The organism is Sivoneniella epilithica UHCC 1019 (assembly GCF_040830845.1).
Taxonomy (GTDB): domain Bacteria; phylum Cyanobacteriota; class Cyanobacteriia; order Leptolyngbyales; family Leptolyngbyaceae; genus ULC077BIN1.
In genome coordinates this window covers 198,544-215,361 of the sequence record NZ_JBFPDP010000003.1, presented here as the reverse complement: position 1 = coordinate 215,361, position 16,818 = coordinate 198,544, and the positions used below count along the sequence as shown (strand labels likewise).

Annotated in this window: 15 protein-coding genes and 1 pseudogene; 11 read left to right on the top strand and 5 right to left on the bottom strand. The window is 47.3% G+C overall.

Features of this window, described 5'->3' with window-relative positions; translation table 11 throughout:
- The first annotated feature begins 236 nt into the window (after positions 1-236).
- On the top strand, positions 237-830 hold the full coding sequence (locus AB3R30_RS03640) for a hypothetical protein (protein ID WP_458647781.1): 594 nt from the start codon (positions 237-239) through the stop codon (positions 828-830).
- Positions 831-1,228: 398 nt separating this feature from the next.
- On the opposite strand, the gene AB3R30_RS03635 is transcribed toward AB3R30_RS03640, so the two are convergent.
- Positions 1,229-1,579 (bottom strand): DUF4870 domain-containing protein, encoded by a 351-nt coding sequence (locus AB3R30_RS03635; RefSeq protein ID WP_458647780.1) that lies wholly within the window; start codon positions 1,577-1,579, stop codon positions 1,229-1,231.
- Between the two features lie 169 nt (positions 1,580-1,748).
- A complete protein-coding gene (locus AB3R30_RS03630; protein ID WP_458647779.1) occupies positions 1,749-2,090 on the bottom strand; it encodes a DUF4870 domain-containing protein in 342 nt (113 codons plus the stop codon).
- Between the two features lie 204 nt (positions 2,091-2,294).
- On the opposite strand from AB3R30_RS03630, the gene prfC reads away from it, so the two are divergent.
- Entirely contained in the window at positions 2,295-3,923 is a 1,629-nt protein-coding gene (gene prfC, locus AB3R30_RS03625) for a peptide chain release factor 3 (RefSeq protein WP_458647778.1), read from the top strand.
- 38 nt (positions 3,924-3,961) lie between these two features.
- Positions 3,962-6,343 carry a M48 family metalloprotease gene (locus AB3R30_RS03620; protein ID WP_458647777.1) on the top strand — a complete coding sequence of 794 codons (2,382 nt, stop codon included), beginning with the start codon at positions 3,962-3,964 and terminating at the stop codon, positions 6,341-6,343.
- 72 nt (positions 6,344-6,415) lie between these two features.
- On the opposite strand, the gene AB3R30_RS03615 is transcribed toward AB3R30_RS03620, so the two are convergent.
- A complete protein-coding gene (locus tag AB3R30_RS03615) occupies positions 6,416-7,108 on the bottom strand; it encodes a Crp/Fnr family transcriptional regulator (RefSeq protein WP_458647776.1) in 693 nt (230 codons plus the stop codon).
- Between the two features lie 576 nt (positions 7,109-7,684).
- On the opposite strand from AB3R30_RS03615, the gene AB3R30_RS03610 reads away from it, so the two are divergent.
- Both AB3R30_RS03610 and AB3R30_RS03605 read left to right on the top strand, forming a co-directional pair.
- Positions 7,685-8,422: a DALR anticodon-binding domain-containing protein gene (locus AB3R30_RS03610; protein ID WP_458647775.1), complete on the top strand. Its 738-nt coding sequence runs from the start codon at positions 7,685-7,687 to the stop codon at positions 8,420-8,422.
- Positions 8,423-8,706: 284 nt separating this feature from the next.
- A complete protein-coding gene (locus tag AB3R30_RS03605) occupies positions 8,707-9,777 on the top strand; it encodes a glycosyltransferase family 4 protein (RefSeq protein WP_458647774.1) in 1,071 nt (356 codons plus the stop codon).
- Positions 9,778-9,858: 81 nt separating this feature from the next.
- On the opposite strand, the gene rpmA is transcribed toward AB3R30_RS03605, so the two are convergent.
- Positions 9,859-10,164 (bottom strand): 50S ribosomal protein L27, encoded by a 306-nt coding sequence (gene rpmA / locus AB3R30_RS03600; RefSeq protein WP_458647773.1) that lies wholly within the window; start codon positions 10,162-10,164, stop codon positions 9,859-9,861.
- A gap of 56 nt (positions 10,165-10,220) precedes the next feature.
- A complete protein-coding gene (rplU, locus tag AB3R30_RS03595; protein ID WP_458647772.1) occupies positions 10,221-10,628 on the bottom strand; it encodes a 50S ribosomal protein L21 in 408 nt (135 codons plus the stop codon).
- 310 nt (positions 10,629-10,938) lie between these two features.
- Here rplU and aroH point away from each other — a divergent pair, with 310 nt between their 5' ends.
- From aroH to AB3R30_RS03565, 6 genes and pseudogenes are all read left to right on the top strand, one after another.
- Positions 10,939-11,334 carry a chorismate mutase gene (gene aroH / locus AB3R30_RS03590; protein ID WP_458647771.1) on the top strand — a complete coding sequence of 132 codons (396 nt, stop codon included), beginning with the start codon at positions 10,939-10,941 and terminating at the stop codon, positions 11,332-11,334.
- 35 nt (positions 11,335-11,369) lie between these two features.
- A pseudogene (locus AB3R30_RS03585) lies at positions 11,370-11,710 on the top strand (DUF29 domain-containing protein).
- Between the two features lie 174 nt (positions 11,711-11,884).
- Positions 11,885-13,375, top strand: a complete 1,491-nt coding sequence (gene gatB, locus AB3R30_RS03580) for an Asp-tRNA(Asn)/Glu-tRNA(Gln) amidotransferase subunit GatB (protein ID WP_458647770.1) — start codon at positions 11,885-11,887, stop codon at positions 13,373-13,375.
- A gap of 344 nt (positions 13,376-13,719) precedes the next feature.
- A complete protein-coding gene (locus AB3R30_RS03575; RefSeq protein WP_458647769.1) occupies positions 13,720-13,866 on the top strand; it encodes a hypothetical protein in 147 nt (48 codons plus the stop codon).
- A 36-nt stretch (positions 13,867-13,902) separates the two neighbouring features.
- Complete coding sequence (locus tag AB3R30_RS03570; RefSeq protein ID WP_458647768.1) at positions 13,903-14,187, top strand: hypothetical protein; 285 nt, start codon at positions 13,903-13,905, stop codon at positions 14,185-14,187.
- Between the two features lie 69 nt (positions 14,188-14,256).
- Positions 14,257-16,767 carry a tetratricopeptide repeat protein gene (locus tag AB3R30_RS03565; RefSeq protein WP_458647783.1) on the top strand — a complete coding sequence of 837 codons (2,511 nt, stop codon included), beginning with the start codon at positions 14,257-14,259 and terminating at the stop codon, positions 16,765-16,767.
- The last annotated feature ends 51 nt before the right edge of the window (positions 16,768-16,818 follow it).

Sequence of the window (16,818 nt, the reverse complement as noted above, 5' to 3'; positions counted from 1 at the left end):
TTCCTTCTTTTAGTTGACAGCTATGGCACAAGACCTATCCCTACAGTCAAAAATCATACTTACATTCAGCAATGCCGAAATTTGACCCTAGAATCATAAAATTAGTCAAAAGCTAGAGGCTTAAAGTTGAAGTGAGAATATCTGTAAAACGTTTTCCTTGGACATCCTTAGCGTTACTAACGGTTTGCTACGCGAGCTTCGGTTGGTATTTGGCAGGTTTGCCATCCCCCAAGCCTATGTTGCTAATCACGCAATGTTATCAAATGATTGGGGAAGTGATGCCTATTGAAGTAGAGATTCGGCAGGGATCAACTAGGAGTCAAACGCGATCGCCGTTTTTAGACCCTGCCAGCCTGGGATCATCTCAAATGCCCAATGGAAGCACAACCGTTAAACCACTTGGCGAAGCTCAGTCCACTAGCCTACCGATTCAGCCAGAAGAAGCCAAAGTTCCAACACCCCAGCCTACCAATATTTGTCGGCTTGCCCTTGAGCACAATTTATTCACCGCCACCTTAGCTATTAGTTGGATCATCATCTCTTCTATTGCGTTTATGGCTCCTTTAAAGAGTTTCAGTGCGTTTGTCACCCGTTGGTTCAACTCTGATACGGTGGCGTTTACCACAATTTTTTTATTTGCTGGATTGGCAGCCGTAGTGTTGTATTGGCTACATGTTTTCACCCAAATTCTGACAATTCTAGCCGCTGAGACCCTTGCTCGAATTGATCTGCAAACAAGAAGTGTGAATGGAATACAATCCTTCTGGCTATTAACAACCGTTTGTCTGATCGGCTTAGGATTTGGATGGATAATCAACACAATCTGGTAAGGCGACTCACAAGCTTTGCCCTATCGGTAGCACAAGAATAAGAAACACATCCCACCAAATTCCTAGATTGACCATAAAAAAGCAGCCTTGGCGGCTGCTGAATTTGTTAGTGCATGAGGTGAATGGTTCTACTGTAAGGGGTCACCTTGCTAAAACTGACCCGGTTACTGTTTTGGATACGCTTCACAAAATGAACGCTCTGATGAAAATGGACACTCTAATGATTGGCACATCTTTGAAACATGCTCGTTAAAAAGTTCGCAATACTAAATATACAAGCGTTTAACTGTACCTTCGTGCCCTGCGGTAGCTCAACTGTGGGGCAGTTTTATTTTAAACAGCACAGTTGACAAACAGGTGTCAGCATAGCGATCGCGCCTCTATTCTCTTTCTCGCCCCTACTTCAAAAGACGGAAAATAAACGGATAGCGGAATGACTCATTGGGAGCATTGAGACAATGCAAAATTGCCCAACCTGTTAAGCCCCAATGAATTAACCACCAAATGCCGCCAGCTAAGCCAAAGGTGATAAACGAAAGCGGGACTAGAATAATCCCATAAAGCCAAACATTGAAGTGAAAGTTAATAGCTTCCTTCGCATTGTCTTTCACTACAGGATCATCGGAGACACTTAAAATCGCGATCGGAATGAGAATTGAGATCAATGTAGCGCTGATAAAAATTGACCCGTGAGCCAATGAAGATAGAAGTTTGCGCTTGTCGGAATCAAAGGTGTTAGGAGTTTGCATAAGGAGCTTCACATCCACTTGGGCTTCACTACATTGATACTATACTGCGATCGCTCAAGCGCCGCGATCGCAAAAACCCAACCCCAATTAGCGAGGTTCCCGTAAAGTTGCTAAAGACTATTATTGAGACACTCTATTCAGAAACTCAATCGGTAACTTGTGCTGCATTTTACTTGAGTAATCGATAGATAAAAGGATAGCGATAGGGCTTGTTCGGTTCACTAATTGAGTGAACGATCGCCATAATTGGCAGCACAAGAGTTGCGATACCCAACAAGATTAAAAGTGGAATTCCAATGGCTATAAATATGAGCAAGAAGAAAATTGCTGCATAGATATAAAGATTAAAGTGAAAGTTAATGGATTCCTTGGCGTTATCTTTGATGACCGGATCGTCCGACATAAATAAAACCGCGATCGGAATCCCAATTGAAATGACCAAAGAGCTAAAGAAAATTGCTCCATGAGACAAAGCAGACAGCAGTTTACGACGTTGAGTCAGATCATCCATAGCGAATATTTAATCCATGTGCTGGGAACTGTGAAGGCAGCAAATCCATACTAGGCATTGGTTACCTATAATCTAGTCTAGCCGCATTGTGGTTGGGTTTTATCCTGTAGATTCTTGCCCTTGTAGCTCTGTTTAAGGTGCTGCTAGACTTGAGACTCTATCGGATCACTTCCGGTTTTCAAGGTTTACCTATCCGGCGAATAAATGTCCACTGAAATCCAGGCTGAATTGCAGACCCAAGTTGAGCGTCGGCGTAACTTTGCCATCATCTCTCATCCGGATGCTGGGAAAACCACGTTGACGGAAAAGTTGCTGCTGTATGGAGGTGCGATTCACCAAGCCGGAGCCGTCAAAGCTCGACGGGCGCAGCGTCATGCCACTTCAGATTGGATGGAAATGGAGCAGCAGCGCGGCATTTCGATTACGTCTACCGTGTTGCAGTTTGATTACAAAGGCTTCCAGATTAACCTGTTGGATACGCCCGGTCACCAAGATTTTAGTGAAGACACCTATCGTACTCTTGCGGCTGCGGATAATGCGGTGATGCTGATCGATGCGGCAAAGGGCTTAGAGCCACAGACTCGTAAGCTGTTTGAAGTTTGTCGGTTGCGGGGTTTGCCCATTTTTACGTTCGTAAACAAGCTCGATCGCCCTGGTAGAGAACCGCTGGAACTATTGGATGAAATTGAGCAAGAATTGGGTTTGGCGACCTACGCGGCAAATTGGCCCATTGGCATGGGCGATCGCTTCAAGGGGGTATTTGAGCGTAGCACCCAAAAAATTCACCTGTTTGAACGCAGCGCCCACGGTCAGCGAGAGGCAGTAGATACCATCATTGACTTTGGCGATCCCCGAATCGAGCAGTTGTTAGAACAGGATTTGTACTATCAATTCAAAGATGATTTGGAATTGCTAGAAGGCGTGGGTTCAGAACTGGATTTGGAAGAAGTCCATGAGGGCATGATGACTCCAGTCTTTTTTGGTAGTGCCATGACCAATTTTGGGGTCGAACCATTCCTCAATGCTTTTTTAGAGTACGCCCTCAAACCCACTCCCCATGTGAGCAATCAGGGCGAAATTGAGCCAACCTATCCCGAATTTTCAGGGTTTATCTTCAAACTTCAGGCAAACATGGACCCAAAGCACCGCGATCGCGTTGCCTTTGTGCGAGTCTGCTCTGGCAAGTTTGAAAAAGATATGACTGTCAATCATGCGCGGACTGGAAAACTCGTGCGGCTGTCCCGTCCCCAAAAATTATTCGCTCAAGATCGAGAAGTGATTGAAACTGCCTATCCCGGCGATGTGATTGGCTTAAATAATCCTGGCGTATTTGCGATCGGCGATACGATTTACGTCGGTCAAAAGCTGGAGTACGAAGGCATTCCTTCCTTTTCACCGGAACTGTTTGCCTACCTGAAAAATCCCAACCCCTCTAAATTTAAGCAATTTCAAAAAGGGGTGCAGGAATTGCGAGAAGAAGGTGCCGTGCAAATTATGCATTCCGCTGATGAGTCAAAACGGGAACCGATTTTGGCAGCCGTCGGGCAGTTGCAGTTTGAAGTGGTGCAGTTTCGGATGCAAAGTGAATATGGCGTGGAAACCACTTTGGAACTGTTGCCCTATTCTGTGGCGCGCTGGGTCGTGGGTGGCTGGGAAGCCCTGGAAAAAGCAGGACGGCTGTTTAATACGGTGGCAGTGAAAGATAGCTGGAATCGCCCAGTGTTACTGTTTCGCAATGAATGGAACGTCGGGCAAGTGGAAGCGGATCACCCGGAGTTACAACTAAACGCGATCGCCCCCGTAGTTTCTGGGAGAGAACCCGCTTCATTGTAGAGGTATCCTTAAAAGGTTCCAAGTGGGAGTCCCCCCTAATGACTTCTTCTCAGTCGTCTACCAACTCTGCTGCGCTAACCGATTTGGAAGCGGGATTAGCCGCCTTCAAACAAGAAGACTATTCCACAGCGGCGCTGCTGCTAGAAAATTCCCTGGCAATTTCTGCTGATCAGCCCTTGGTTGCACGGGCGCAAATGGCATTAGCGATCGCCTATGAGCGATTGGGCGAAACCGATCAAGCGGCTCAAGTCTGTCAACAGTTACAAAACAGTTCTAATGAGCAGGTGCAAACTTGGGCAACGCGCACCCTAGTTACCTTGATCAAGCGTCATCCCCACCTGGCATCCTTAACCCCTATTCCTAGCGCCGTAGAAGAGCCAAGGGTTGTAGATTTAGACATTTTAGACTCCTCAATGGATCGCAGTGGCTTTGTGCCATTATCATCGCCAACGTCTGCTAACCCAGCGGCTACAGTATCTAGCCAAACCGGGTTCATTCCAATTGATCCTGCATCCGAAGATTCTGACGAGGAGTCTGCTTCTGCCTCCGTCCCCGTCGGTTCAGTGTCTACTTCACTTCCGCCAATTTCGGCATCGACTGGAGCGCCTGTTGAACAAAGCGTTAATCTTTATCAACCCACTTGGCGCAATGCGGGACGGGCAAAAAACTGGAAGCCTTTAGGAAAAGTAAAACGGCTCCAGTTAGCGGCTGTTCAAATTGTGACTGCGATCGCGCTCTTTGTCGGCATTCAGCAGATGCTCTACTGGAGCGCTGATTCCTATGAAACGATGTGGGTTAGGCTGTTGCCACGCCTAGGCTTTAGCGTTGTGCAATCGGGTTCGCCCAGATGGACAGCCTCTTTTACAGCGGTTTTGCTGCTAGTTATATTGGCAGGCTCCCGCTGGATTTTGGATGGGTTGCTGACAGTTCTCTACGGATTGCAGCCTTTAACATTGCCCAAGTTGGCAGGCTATAGCCCCGAAACTACCCAACTTCTGCCGCGCTTTTGCCGCCAACATGGGATCTCGTCGCCAGCCCTAGGAATTTTGCCGACCCAGACCCCAATCGCGTTTACCTATGGCTCAATGCCTGCGATCGCCCGAATTGTTGTTAGTCAAGGCTTGCTCGACCAACTCGCAGATGACGAAATAGCTGCCATTTATGCCAATGAGTTGGGGCATCTTGCCAATTGGGATGTGCCGCTGATGTCTATGGCAATCGTGATTTTGCAAATTCCCTACACGCTGTATCGAGTGGTTGCAGATTGGGGCAGCCAGAAGACCGCTGCTGTTTCACGCGCCTCTGCCTCGTTGATTGCAGCTTTTAGCTATGGACTGTATTGGCTGTTGCACTGGATTCCGCTCTGGCTATCCCGGCAGCGAGTTTATTGCAGCGATCTCGTGGCAACCGATCTGACAGGCAATCCTAACGGCTATACTCGCGCTCTGCTAAAAATCGCGATCGGCACGGCTAAAAGTGTGCAGCATCACCAGCAAACCAGCTATTTGCTGGAAGGGTTCGATCTGTTAATGCCCATGAATCACCGTGCCGCAGTCTCTTTAGGCAGCCTGCATTCTCATCTACCCATTGAGCCACTATTGCAGTGGGAATCTACCAATCCTTACCGACATTGGCTAGCGATTAATAGTTCTCATCCATCCACAGGCGATCGCCTGCAACTGCTCTCACTCTACGCTCGTCATTGGCAGCTTGATCCTGAATTAAATTGGCAATCGTCAACTCAAAAATCGCGCCGATCATTTTTAACGGGACACCAATGGCGCAGCTTGCTCCTGCAAGGGGCACCCTATTTTGGGATCATCTTAGGCGTGTTAAGTGCCTATCTGCTGTTCTTGATTGGTGGAATCGGTAAGCAGCTTAACTTAGAAGCCATTAGCTGGATGGCAGGCGATCGCACCCTGTTACGCGGTTTACCATTCGTCGGATTCTGCGTTGGCACGATCATCCGCATCAATCCCTTTTTCCCAGAGATTCGCCCTGCCTCGTTAAAAGCATCTGCGTCCCTCTCTTTAGCTAATGCGATCCAACAAGCTCCGATTTTGCCAATCAACAGCCAAATCATTCGTCTAGAGGGACGATTGCTGGGTCGCCCTGAGATTAATAATCACCTAAATCAAGACTTGCTTTTAGAAACCAGCACAGGAATGGTCAAACTCCATTGCACTTCGCGCTTTGGGTTTTTGGGCGATCTATTGCCTAAAGCTACCCGTCCGGCAGACTTGGTTAATCAAACTATTGTGGCAACGGGATGGCTACGACGCGGAACAACAGCTTGGCTGGATGTGGACACGTTGCGAAGTGCAAACGGACGTGTGAGCCAGAGCGCCCATCCAGTTTGGTCTACTGTAATAGGCGCGATCGCGGCGCTCTTGGGCATTTTGACAATTTTAAGCATTTAACTCTAAACGCTTAAAAAGGTTGTAAACACGTTCTCATTTACACCTTTCACTTTAAAGATTTGACTCGGTGTTCTAACCCTTACTCAACACCGAGTCTGTTGGAATACAAATCAAATTATCGCCCTGAGTGCAAATCATCCCCTTTTGACGCAGTTTGCCCATCAAACGGGTAACCGTGACGCGGGTAGAACCGATCGCGCTACCGATTTGAGCATGAGTCAGCGGAAAAGGCAAGCAGTAGCCATTTTCGGACGGCTCCCCAAACTCTTCAATCAGTAGAGTTAAGAAGCCCAACAGTCGATCGATGGTTCGTCGTTGTCCTAACGTGCTAAGCCAAAGCAACTTCCGTTGATGTTGATAGCGAAAAGCATCCAGCACCTCTCTGCGAAAGTGGGGCCAATTATCTAAATCATGCCAATACATCCATAAAACGGAGGTTTGGTCAACGTGAGCATAGCTTTGTAACGTAAACGGAGACTGCGCGACAATTTCAAAAGGCTGACCTGCCCCTACAAACCCTAGAAAGGCTTCCTCAGGAGTCACATTTACAGTGCGTGCGGCAATGCTAGTTGCATTCACTTGAGCGCTACCTACCAAACGCACTGCACCCCGCTGCACCAGATAGAGCAATCCGGGTCTTGCTGGAATTTTTTCATCCTTAGCAAACGATCGCACCCGATAATGTTCCTGCGACCAATCAATGATGCGCTGCCAGGTTAAAAATGGACGTGATGCCTCTGAGATATTGGAAGATACTGAGTACATAGGTGCGAGGCTGAAATGAACAGCAAAAGTTTAGAATTATTTTTTAACTAGCTCTAAATAGAGAAATGCTACTCTTTTGTTATCAGTGTAGCTTTACTCCTCTCTTGTAACCTTTTAGAACCCTAAAATGTGTGTTTCGGTAGACGCAAAGAAAAAATTGTCCAAGGAAAGTGGTTCAAATACTAAGGACAGATGATGAGCAAGTAGAACTGGGGTCTTGTCCAGAGCGATAAGCAGCAATAGATTATTCACTAGATTAGTACCGTAAAAACTAGCTGCTAATTAAGAGTAACCTTAGACGCAAGAAATTCGTATAGTTTAACGAGTGCTGTATTGCAAGTTACGCTGTGTTCACCCAAACAATTGTTGCAAATCATACTACAGGATGCTTTTCTATGCCAGGAAAATCTTTTGAAAAAATCATTTTCTGGTCTTAATCTTACTCATCTTTGTTTGCTAAAAAGTCGGTTGCAACACTCAAAAAGCTGGCTGAGACCCATTCAAAAAAAGGCTCAGCTAGTTTATTTATCCGCCGTTTCTCATCAAATATGCGTCTCTGCAAATATGAGTGCTGCGATGGTGGCGAGAAGTTTGGCAGCAGAGCTATCTATGTATGTATCTGATCAGACTTCTTTTCAAATTCCTGCCGGGTTATCGCCGACCTTGCTAGATCACATTGATATTCAAGCAACCTCGTCTGGCTATCTAGAATTTAGCATAGACGATTGGGCGATCGCGCAATGGCTCACCTGCCTCACCCAACCGACTACACCACTTTTTGCTTTTGCAGATCTCCCTGCCTGCCCAGCCAAACGCTCACACCCAAGCCTATTTTCAATCCAACATGCTCATGCGCGCTGCTGCTCATTGATCCGTCTTGCCGCCCAGCAGCAAATAATTGGGCTGAACTGGCAGGAGCAACCTGCTCAATGGCAATGGGCACAGCCAGACTCGATTTCTTGGTTGACCCCAATTTCTGGATTACCCTCAGAGCAGCAGTTTTGGGTAAGTCATGCTTCAGAACGTCAATTAATAAATCAGTGCTTGACTGTATTCGATGAACTCCCCTGGCAAGGAGCTATTTTGCCCGAAAATACTCAAGATCTATCGTTGAAGCCGTCTCGAATTACAGCGCTTGCTCAAAATTTGGCTGGAGCATTTAGTACGATGCATCGCCACTGTCAGATTTGGGGCAGTCTGGCAACTGAAGGACGCGATCGCCAGACCGCTCACTTAGCCATGATTCTAGTGACTCAAAGATTGCTATGCGGACTTTTGACAGGACTGGGCGTTATTGCGCCTGACGAGTTGTAGAAAAACTGAAGCAACACTCTACCCTGTGCAGCATTTTCATAAAGTCTTTCTAAAGATTGTTAATTTCTATAGCTTTAGCATGATGCATTAAAAGCATTACCTAGTGGAGGATAGGAAGAGTGACTTACGGTTATCCGTACATGACAGATTCCTAATCTTTCTTTAAATATGTCGGTAAATACTTTTTTTGTAACAAACTTTTTCCTCTAGCAACACTTAGCAACATTGACCGGGGGAATTTATTACTTTGAGAGATTAGGCGAATTATTAATTAGGAGGTTTTCATGCGAATTGCACAAATAGCACCCCTTTGGGAGCAGGTTCCGCCAGTAACGTATGGTGGTACCGAGTTAGTTGTGAGCCTGCTCACTGAAGAACTAGTACGGCGTGGGCATGAAGTTACTCTTTTTGCCTCTGGCGATTCAACCACGACTGCCGAGCTAGAATCAATCCACCCGCAGGCACTACGGCTCGACCCAACTGTTAAGGAAGTGGGCATTTATGAAATGCTTCAGTTGAGTCAAGTGTATGAGCGGGCAAACGAGTTTGATATTATCCATTCCCATATGGGCTGTGCTGGACTACCTTACGCTAATTTGGTGAAGACACCGACGGTCTTTACGCTCCATGGCATTTTTACGCCTGATAATGAAAAAATGTTTGCTCATGCTCGTCGTCAGCCATTCATCAGTATTTCAGATTCGCAACGGGAACCTAGACTGAACTTGAACTGTGTGGCAACGGTTTACAACGGAGTGGATACTTCGGCTTATCGGTTTTATCCCGAACCTAGTAATCCCCCCTATTTAGCGTTTCTGGGGCGGATGTCACCCGAAAAGGGAACCCATTTAGCGATCGCGATCGCTAAATCTACAGGCTGGAACCTTAAAATTGCAGGCAAAATCGATCCGGTTGACGTAGAGTATTTTGAACAAGAGGTTAAACCGCACATTGACGGGACTCAAATCCAATTCTTGGGGGAAGCAAATCACGCTCAAAAAAATGTCCTTCTAGGCAATGCAGTAGCAACACTGTTTCCTATTACTTGGAGAGAACCATTCGGCTTAGTCATGGCTGAGTCAATGGCGGCAGGAACGCCTGTAATTGCGATGAATTTGGGATCTGCGTCTGAAGTCATTGCTCATGGCAAAACCGGATTTTTGTGCCAGACCATAGAAGAGTGCATCCAGGCGTTAAGCAAAATTACCACGATTGATCGGCAAGCATGTCGTCGGCATGTAGAAACTAATTTTAGCGCTCAGCGGATGGCGGATGGCTATGAGGCAGTTTATCAAAAAGTTTTGGCAGAGCGCTTTTCTCAGAATGGGCGCTCTTTAGTGAATGCTTTAAAGTAACTTAACATTAATAAAAAGCAGTGGACGGAATCGCTCACTGCTTTTTACTTAAAACCAACCCATTGTAGTTTTTGGATTAAGCTATTCTGCTGCGACTAGCTCAGGTGCTGCTGATTCGGACGCGATCGCAGCGGCTACTGGATAAACGCTAACCTTCTTGCGGGTTTTTCCTAGTCGCTCAAAAGTAACAACGCCTGCAATTAATGCAAACAAAGTGTCGTCACTGCCGATGCCTACGTTATTACCAGGATGGTGTTTAGTGCCCCGTTGACGCACTAAAATGTTGCCTGCTTTGACCACTTGACCGCCATAGCGTTTAACACCCAGACGTTGAGCGTTAGAATCGCGACCGTTCCGTGTACTGCCTGTCCCTTTCTTATGAGCCATACTTGCCTTCCTACTTTTTAAATGCTTAAACTGACGGATTGAGACATCTCAAAATTTTATTCAGCAGCTTGTGCTGCTTCAGCCTTCTCAAAATCGACATATTGAGTAGGAGTTTCAGCAACAGTGCTGGCGCTACCGAGCGATCGCCCGTCAATCGTAATACTGTCAATCATCAACCGAGTCAGTTCTTGACGGTGACCTTGCTTTTTACGAGTCTTCTTTTTGGGGCGCATCTTATAAACAATGATTTTGCGACCACGCGAGTGGCTTAAAACCGTGCCCTCAACCGTTGCCCCTTCAACAAAAGGCTGCCCAACATGAATATCGCTCTCGTTCTGAACGTAAAACACTTTATCAATACTAACCTTGCCATCGGGTTCAACGGCTAGCCGCTCTATGTCATAAAAGCGACCGGGTTCAACCCGAAATTGCTTGCCACCCGTTTCAATAATTGCGTAAACCATTAGTTTTGCCTCATGTGCGCCGTACAGGTAGCTAAAGAGCGATCGCACCCTTCAACTTTAGAGAGAACCTGATCCGAGCAAAAAATACAACAGTCCTCAATTGTCACGAATTGCGATCGTATCTGTCAAGCACATTTTGAGGAAACTGGGGCGAAAGAGCCGCTTCAAAAATATTTTAGTGATAGATACCTGAATTACTGACGTTTGGTAAATTTTCAGCCATGATCATTGATAGCTTTAATGATTAAGTTCTAACGATTTTTTAGTATTAAGCAGATAGCAATTGTTTTTGAAAGTGGAGGAAATCAGCGTGGGTTGGCGAATTCGAGCTATTCGTGGTGCAACAACGGTTACAGAGAATTCTATTGATGCGATTCGAGACGCAGTGCATGAACTGCTGAATGAGCTTGAGTCTCGCAACCAGTTAGACATGGAAGAAATTGTCAGCGTCACTTTTTCGGTGACTAAGGATTTGGATGCAATTTTTCCAGCAGCGATCGCCCGTGAACGTCCTCATTGGTCGCAGGTGCCTCTACTAGATGTGCAACAAATGCATGTAAAGGGTAGTCTGCCTCGATGCATCCGCTTTTTGATCCATTTCAATACCCCGAACCCCAACGTTGAAATCCATCACCCTTATCTGCGTCATGCCAAAAATCTCCGCCCCGACTGGACATTCGCCGAAGCTGCCCTCATATCCAAGTAAAGTGTATCGGTTGTTATCGCAAAGGTTTAGACAACTTGATTGAGGCGATCGAGAGTTTGGGTAAGAGCGACAAACGCTCTATTTCTAGTGATCTAATGCGGCTTTGTGAACATCTTCTCAAGATTCAATATTGGGAAGTTGAGCGAAAAGCTTGCTTTAGAGGTTGGAAATTAGAAGTGGTGACCTTCCGCTTACAAATTCAAGCCATCCTTAAAGACAGCCCTAGCCTCAAAATTATCTGCATGACACCTTTGCGATCGCCTATCAAAATGGTAGAAAGCTTTTTCTCACCGCTAGTGAACTGAATGCCGAGCTTATTCCTGAAGCATCAAAGTTTACTTTAGAGCAAACCCTGGACGAAGAATGGCTACCTTAGCACCCTCAATAGTTTGTCTGAACTTAAGTTTGTCTGAACTTAGGCTTTAGCGAGGCTTTATTAGAGCGCAAGAGGTTGTTTGTGAAATCAAAGTGGTCTGCGGTGGCTGATATTAAGCGATCGCCGCCGCTTGCCGCTAAAATGGAAGCCTAATTGTTGTGCAAGAAAGTTTCCATGACCGCATCGGCTCCCGCAAAAACGCAATATGAGGCAGTGATTGGGTTGGAAACTCACTGTCAACTCAACACGAATACCAAAATTTTCTCGCCTAGCTCAACCCGGTTTGGCGAACCACCCAATACATTGATCGACCCCGTGTGTATGGGTTTACCCGGAACATTGCCTGTTTTGAATCAGGCGGTATTAGAATCTTCCGTGAAGATGGGGCTTGCCTTAAATTGTCAAATTGCACCTTACAGCAAGTTCGATCGCAAACAGTATTTTTACCCCGACCTGCCGAAAAATTACCAAATTTCGCAATTTGATCTGCCGATCGCAGAACATGGCTTTTTGAACATTGAACTCTACGACAAAGAAACGGGAACCGTGACTCACAAACGCATTGGCGTAACCCGTTTGCACATGGAAGAAGACGCAGGCAAACTAGTCCATGGCGGCGGTGAAAGGCTTTCAGGGTCTACCTACTCGCTGGTGGACTACAACCGGGCAGGAGTGCCGCTGATGGAAATTGTCTCTGAGCCGGATATTCGCACGGGTCAAGAAGCGGCTGAGTATGCTCAAGAGATTCGCCGGATTGTGCGCTATTTGGGCGTTGGCGATGGCAATATGCAAGAAGGATCGCTGCGCTGTGACGTGAATATTTCGGTGCGTCCGGTGGGGCAACAAGCGTTTGGCACGAAGGTTGAGATCAAAAATATGAACTCCTTTAGTGCGATTCAGCGGGCGATCGAATACGAAATTGAGCGCCAGATTGCAGCGGTGGAAGCAGGCGAAGCACTGGTGCAAGAGACGCGCCTCTGGGAAGAAGGCTCTCAGCGCACGATTAGTATGCGAAAGAAGGAAGGATCAAGCGACTACCGCTATTTCCCAGAACCCGATTTGGCACCGATTGAAGTCTCCGCTGCCCAACTCGCAGACTGGCGATCGCAACTTCCAGAACTGCCCGCCCAAAAACGTCAGCGGTATACTACCGATTTGGGCTTGTCTGCCTATGATGCCCGTGTGCTGACGAACGACCACGCGACGACGGAATACTTTGAAGCGGCGATCTCGGCGGGTGCTTCGGCAAAACTGGCGGCAAACTGGGTGATGGGCGACCTGAGCGCCTATTTAAATAACAATGCTAACCTCAGCATCAGTGATTTGCCCTTGAAGCCAGAAAGTTTAGCAGAACTGATTGGACTCATTGAAGATCGCACCATCAGCAATGCGGCTGCCAAAACTATTTTGCAAGAACTATTGACTGAAGGCGGCTCTGCCAAAGCAATCGTGGCGCGGGATGGATTAGGGCAAATTTCGGACACAGGCGCGTTAGAAAGTGCGATCGAGGAAGTGTTGCTCGAAAACCCGAAAGAATTAGAACAATATCGCGGAGGCAAAACGAAGCTCCTGGGCTTTTTCGTTGGTCAAGTGATGAAAAAAACCGGAGGTCGTGCTGATCCTAAGTTGACTAATCAATTGGTCAGCAAAAAACTGAATAGTTAGCTAGAGGTTTCCCTACTAGGGTTTTCAGGCTAGCTGGCATCTTATTCAAATGGCTGATGTTCTAATTGTGAAGCACAAAGAGAGATTTCTTTACGAAAAAAACATCAACAGGGGGTGACACCCCCCACCCTTAAGGTGGCATACTGTGTTTAGTAGATGCACCCTGATGATAGGGAGAGACGCTTAGCGCCTCTCCCTTTTTTGTTGAAAGTTTGTTGAAGCCGCGATCGATCCTCTAATGTACATGTCACTCTTCAGCAGAATGCGGATTGTCTGAAATTGGGTGGCAAATTTATACTTTGAAGGCTAAAACAGATATAGTTTTCTTTCATCACTCAAAATTTATGCTGGAAGTCATTACCTTGGCGTTGGCAACCCCGATCGCAAAGATCATTTTAGATAAACTCTATGAAGGCATGGGGAGCAAGCTGGGCGAAAAGGTAGTGGGAGCGGCATCTGCACCGATTCAAAAGTTGGGACAAGCCGTATAGAATCGCTGCTTTAAGGGCAAACCAGGAACCGAGAAGATGCTAGCAGCAGCAGCTAAGGGTTCGGAGCCGGAACTAAAGCAAATCCAGGACTATCTGCTGAAGGAGATGGAAAATCCTGAATTTGTGGGCATGGTGCAGCCGATCGCCCAGGAAATCCATCAAGTGCTCGTGCAAATGGAGGATGTGAACGCTCGCAATTCAATGCAGGTGTTTGGCGGCGAGGGCTTCCAGAACAATGACCCTCAAGCACCCATCTTTCAGGGAGTTCATAACTCACCAATCAACATCAATTACAACTACGGCAATAAACCCATCGATTGACTAGAGTCGTCGGGAGGGGCACCGACAAAGTTAAGTACCCCACACAATCTTGACCAACGCGGTACGGATATTTTCGTTGGACGAGAGCAGGAATTAAGCGATCTGCACACGCTGTTGCAGGAAGAAAACGCTGTGGCAATTTCGGCAATCTCTGGCATGGGCGGCATTGGCAAAACCGAATTAGCCGTGCAGTATGCCTGGAAACATTTGGCGGAGAAAACCTATCCGGGTGGCGTGGTTTGGCTCAAGGCACGGGAAGACATCGCCCCGCAAATTGTGCTGTTTGCTCGATCTCTGCCGATGCCGCAGCCACCCGATGATTTTGAATTGGCAGCAAAGGTCGCGTTTTACTGGCGCAACTGGCAAGACGCGAAGACGCTGGTGATTCTGGATGATGTCCAGGATTACGGCGCTATCAAACCGCTGTTACCAGTAGACTCGCACTTCAAAATTTTGCTGACTACGCGGTTAACACCACAATCGCCTGTGCAAAATTTTGAAATTAAGGTGCTGTCGGAGGAGAACGCGATCTCGTTGCTGAGGGCGATCGTTCTTGATGGACGAATCGACCAGAATTTAGCAACCGCAAAGCAGATTTGTGAATGGCTGGGCTATTTGCCTCTAGGCTTGGAGCTAGTTGGGCGATATCTGGCGCGAAAACCAGACACGTCCTTGGCAACCCTGTGGCAACGCTTGCAGGATAAACGCCTAGACGCGAAGGCTCTGAAAGATGCTACTCCAGAAATGACTGCAACTCTGGGAGTGACCGCCGCCTTTGAATTGAGTTGGGACGTGTTGGACGAATCAGCGCAACGGTTGGCAGCATTGCTTAGTCTGTTTGCCCTGGCAGAAATTCCCTGGACGTTAGTAGAAGCGTGTTTGCCGGAAGACGATCCCGAAGCCTTAGAAGATCGACGGGATGAGTCGCTGCTAAACCTGCATCTGCTAGAACGAACCAGACAGGGCATGTACCAACTGCACCAACTCCTGCGCGAGTTTTTTGCGGCAAAGCGGGAGCAACGAGCAGACGTAGACCTGACGAAACAAACCCTTTGTCGAGTCATGGCAGCAGTGGCAGAGCCAATGCCAATAGTCACAACCCGTTCTCAAATTGAGCAATTTACAGCCGTCATTCCCCACCTCAAAGAGGCAACCACTACCCTACAGCCCTGGCTCACGGATGCTGATGTATTTAAGCTGGCTACTCGTATTGCCCAGTTTTATGAAGGACAGGTAGACTACTGCCAAGCACTGTTTTGGTATCAGCACTGTCGAGAAACGTCTGAAGATCGTTTAGGCAGTGATCATCCTGACGTGGCAATTACTCTGAATAATCTGGCAGGACTCTACCGAGTGCAGGGACGCTATAGCGAAGCAGAACCGTTGCACCTGAGATCGCTCGACATCGATCAATGCTGTTATGGAGATAATCATCCTGCAATTGCCACTGATCTCAATAATCTGGTACTCCTCTACACCTCCCAGGGACGCTACAGCGAAGCGGAATCCCTACACTTAAGATGTTTAGAAATTGAGAAACGAACTTTGGGAGAAAACCAGCCTCGATTTGCCATGGGACTTAATAGTCTGGCAGGAATCTACCGATCTCAGGGACGCTACAGCGAAGCAGAACCGTTGTGTCTGAGAGCGCTCTCCATCCAAGAATGGCAGTTAGGCACGGAGCATCCCGATGTTGCTCAAAGTCTCAATAATCTGGCAGCACTCTACGAATCTCAGGGACGCTATAGTGAAGCAGAACCACTATACCTGCGATCTCTCACTATCTATGAGCAGCAGTTTGGCAAAGAGCATCCCCATATCGCCAGCAGCCTCAACAATCTAGCAGGACTCTACCGAGTGCAGGGACGCTATAGTGAAGCGGAACCCTTGTGCCAGCGATCGCTCACCATCTATGAGCAGCAGTTGGGCGCAGAGCATCCCCATGTTGCCAGCAGCCTCAACAATTTGGCAAGCCTCTACGAATCCCAAGGACGCACCAGCGAAGCCGAACTCCTGTACCTGCGATCTTTCACCATTCTTGAACAGCAATTTGGCACAGAGCATCCCCATATTGCTAGCAGTCTCAATAATCTGGCAGAACTCTACCGATTGCAAGGACGTACCAGCGAAGCCGAACCGCTACGCTTAAGAGGTCTAGAGATTGAGAAAGAAACTTTGGGAGAGAATCATCCTCAATTTGCTTCTAGCCTCAATAATCTTGCACTTCTTTATGAATCCCAAGGACGCGCCAGCGAAGCCGAACCGCTGTATCTGCGATCACTCCAAGTTATGGAGCAGCAGTTAGGGGCAGACCATTCCGACACCGCAATCACTCTGAATAATTTGGCAGCGTTGTACAAGTTCCAAGGACGCTATAGTGAAGCAGAATCTTTGTATCAGCGATCGTTAGGAATCGTGGTTATAAACTTTGGTTTGAATCACCCCAAAACTCAGCACGTGCGGGTAAATCTTGCCATTCTTTATGACAGCATGGCGACTCAATTCAAACTGCAAGGACGCTTCGACAAAGCTGTGGAATATCTAGAAAAGGCGATCACGCTGCGCACGGCGGTCAAATGAAAGGGATGATGGGATGCTAGAGTGGCGGCTAGTAGAGGTAAAAGGTGACGT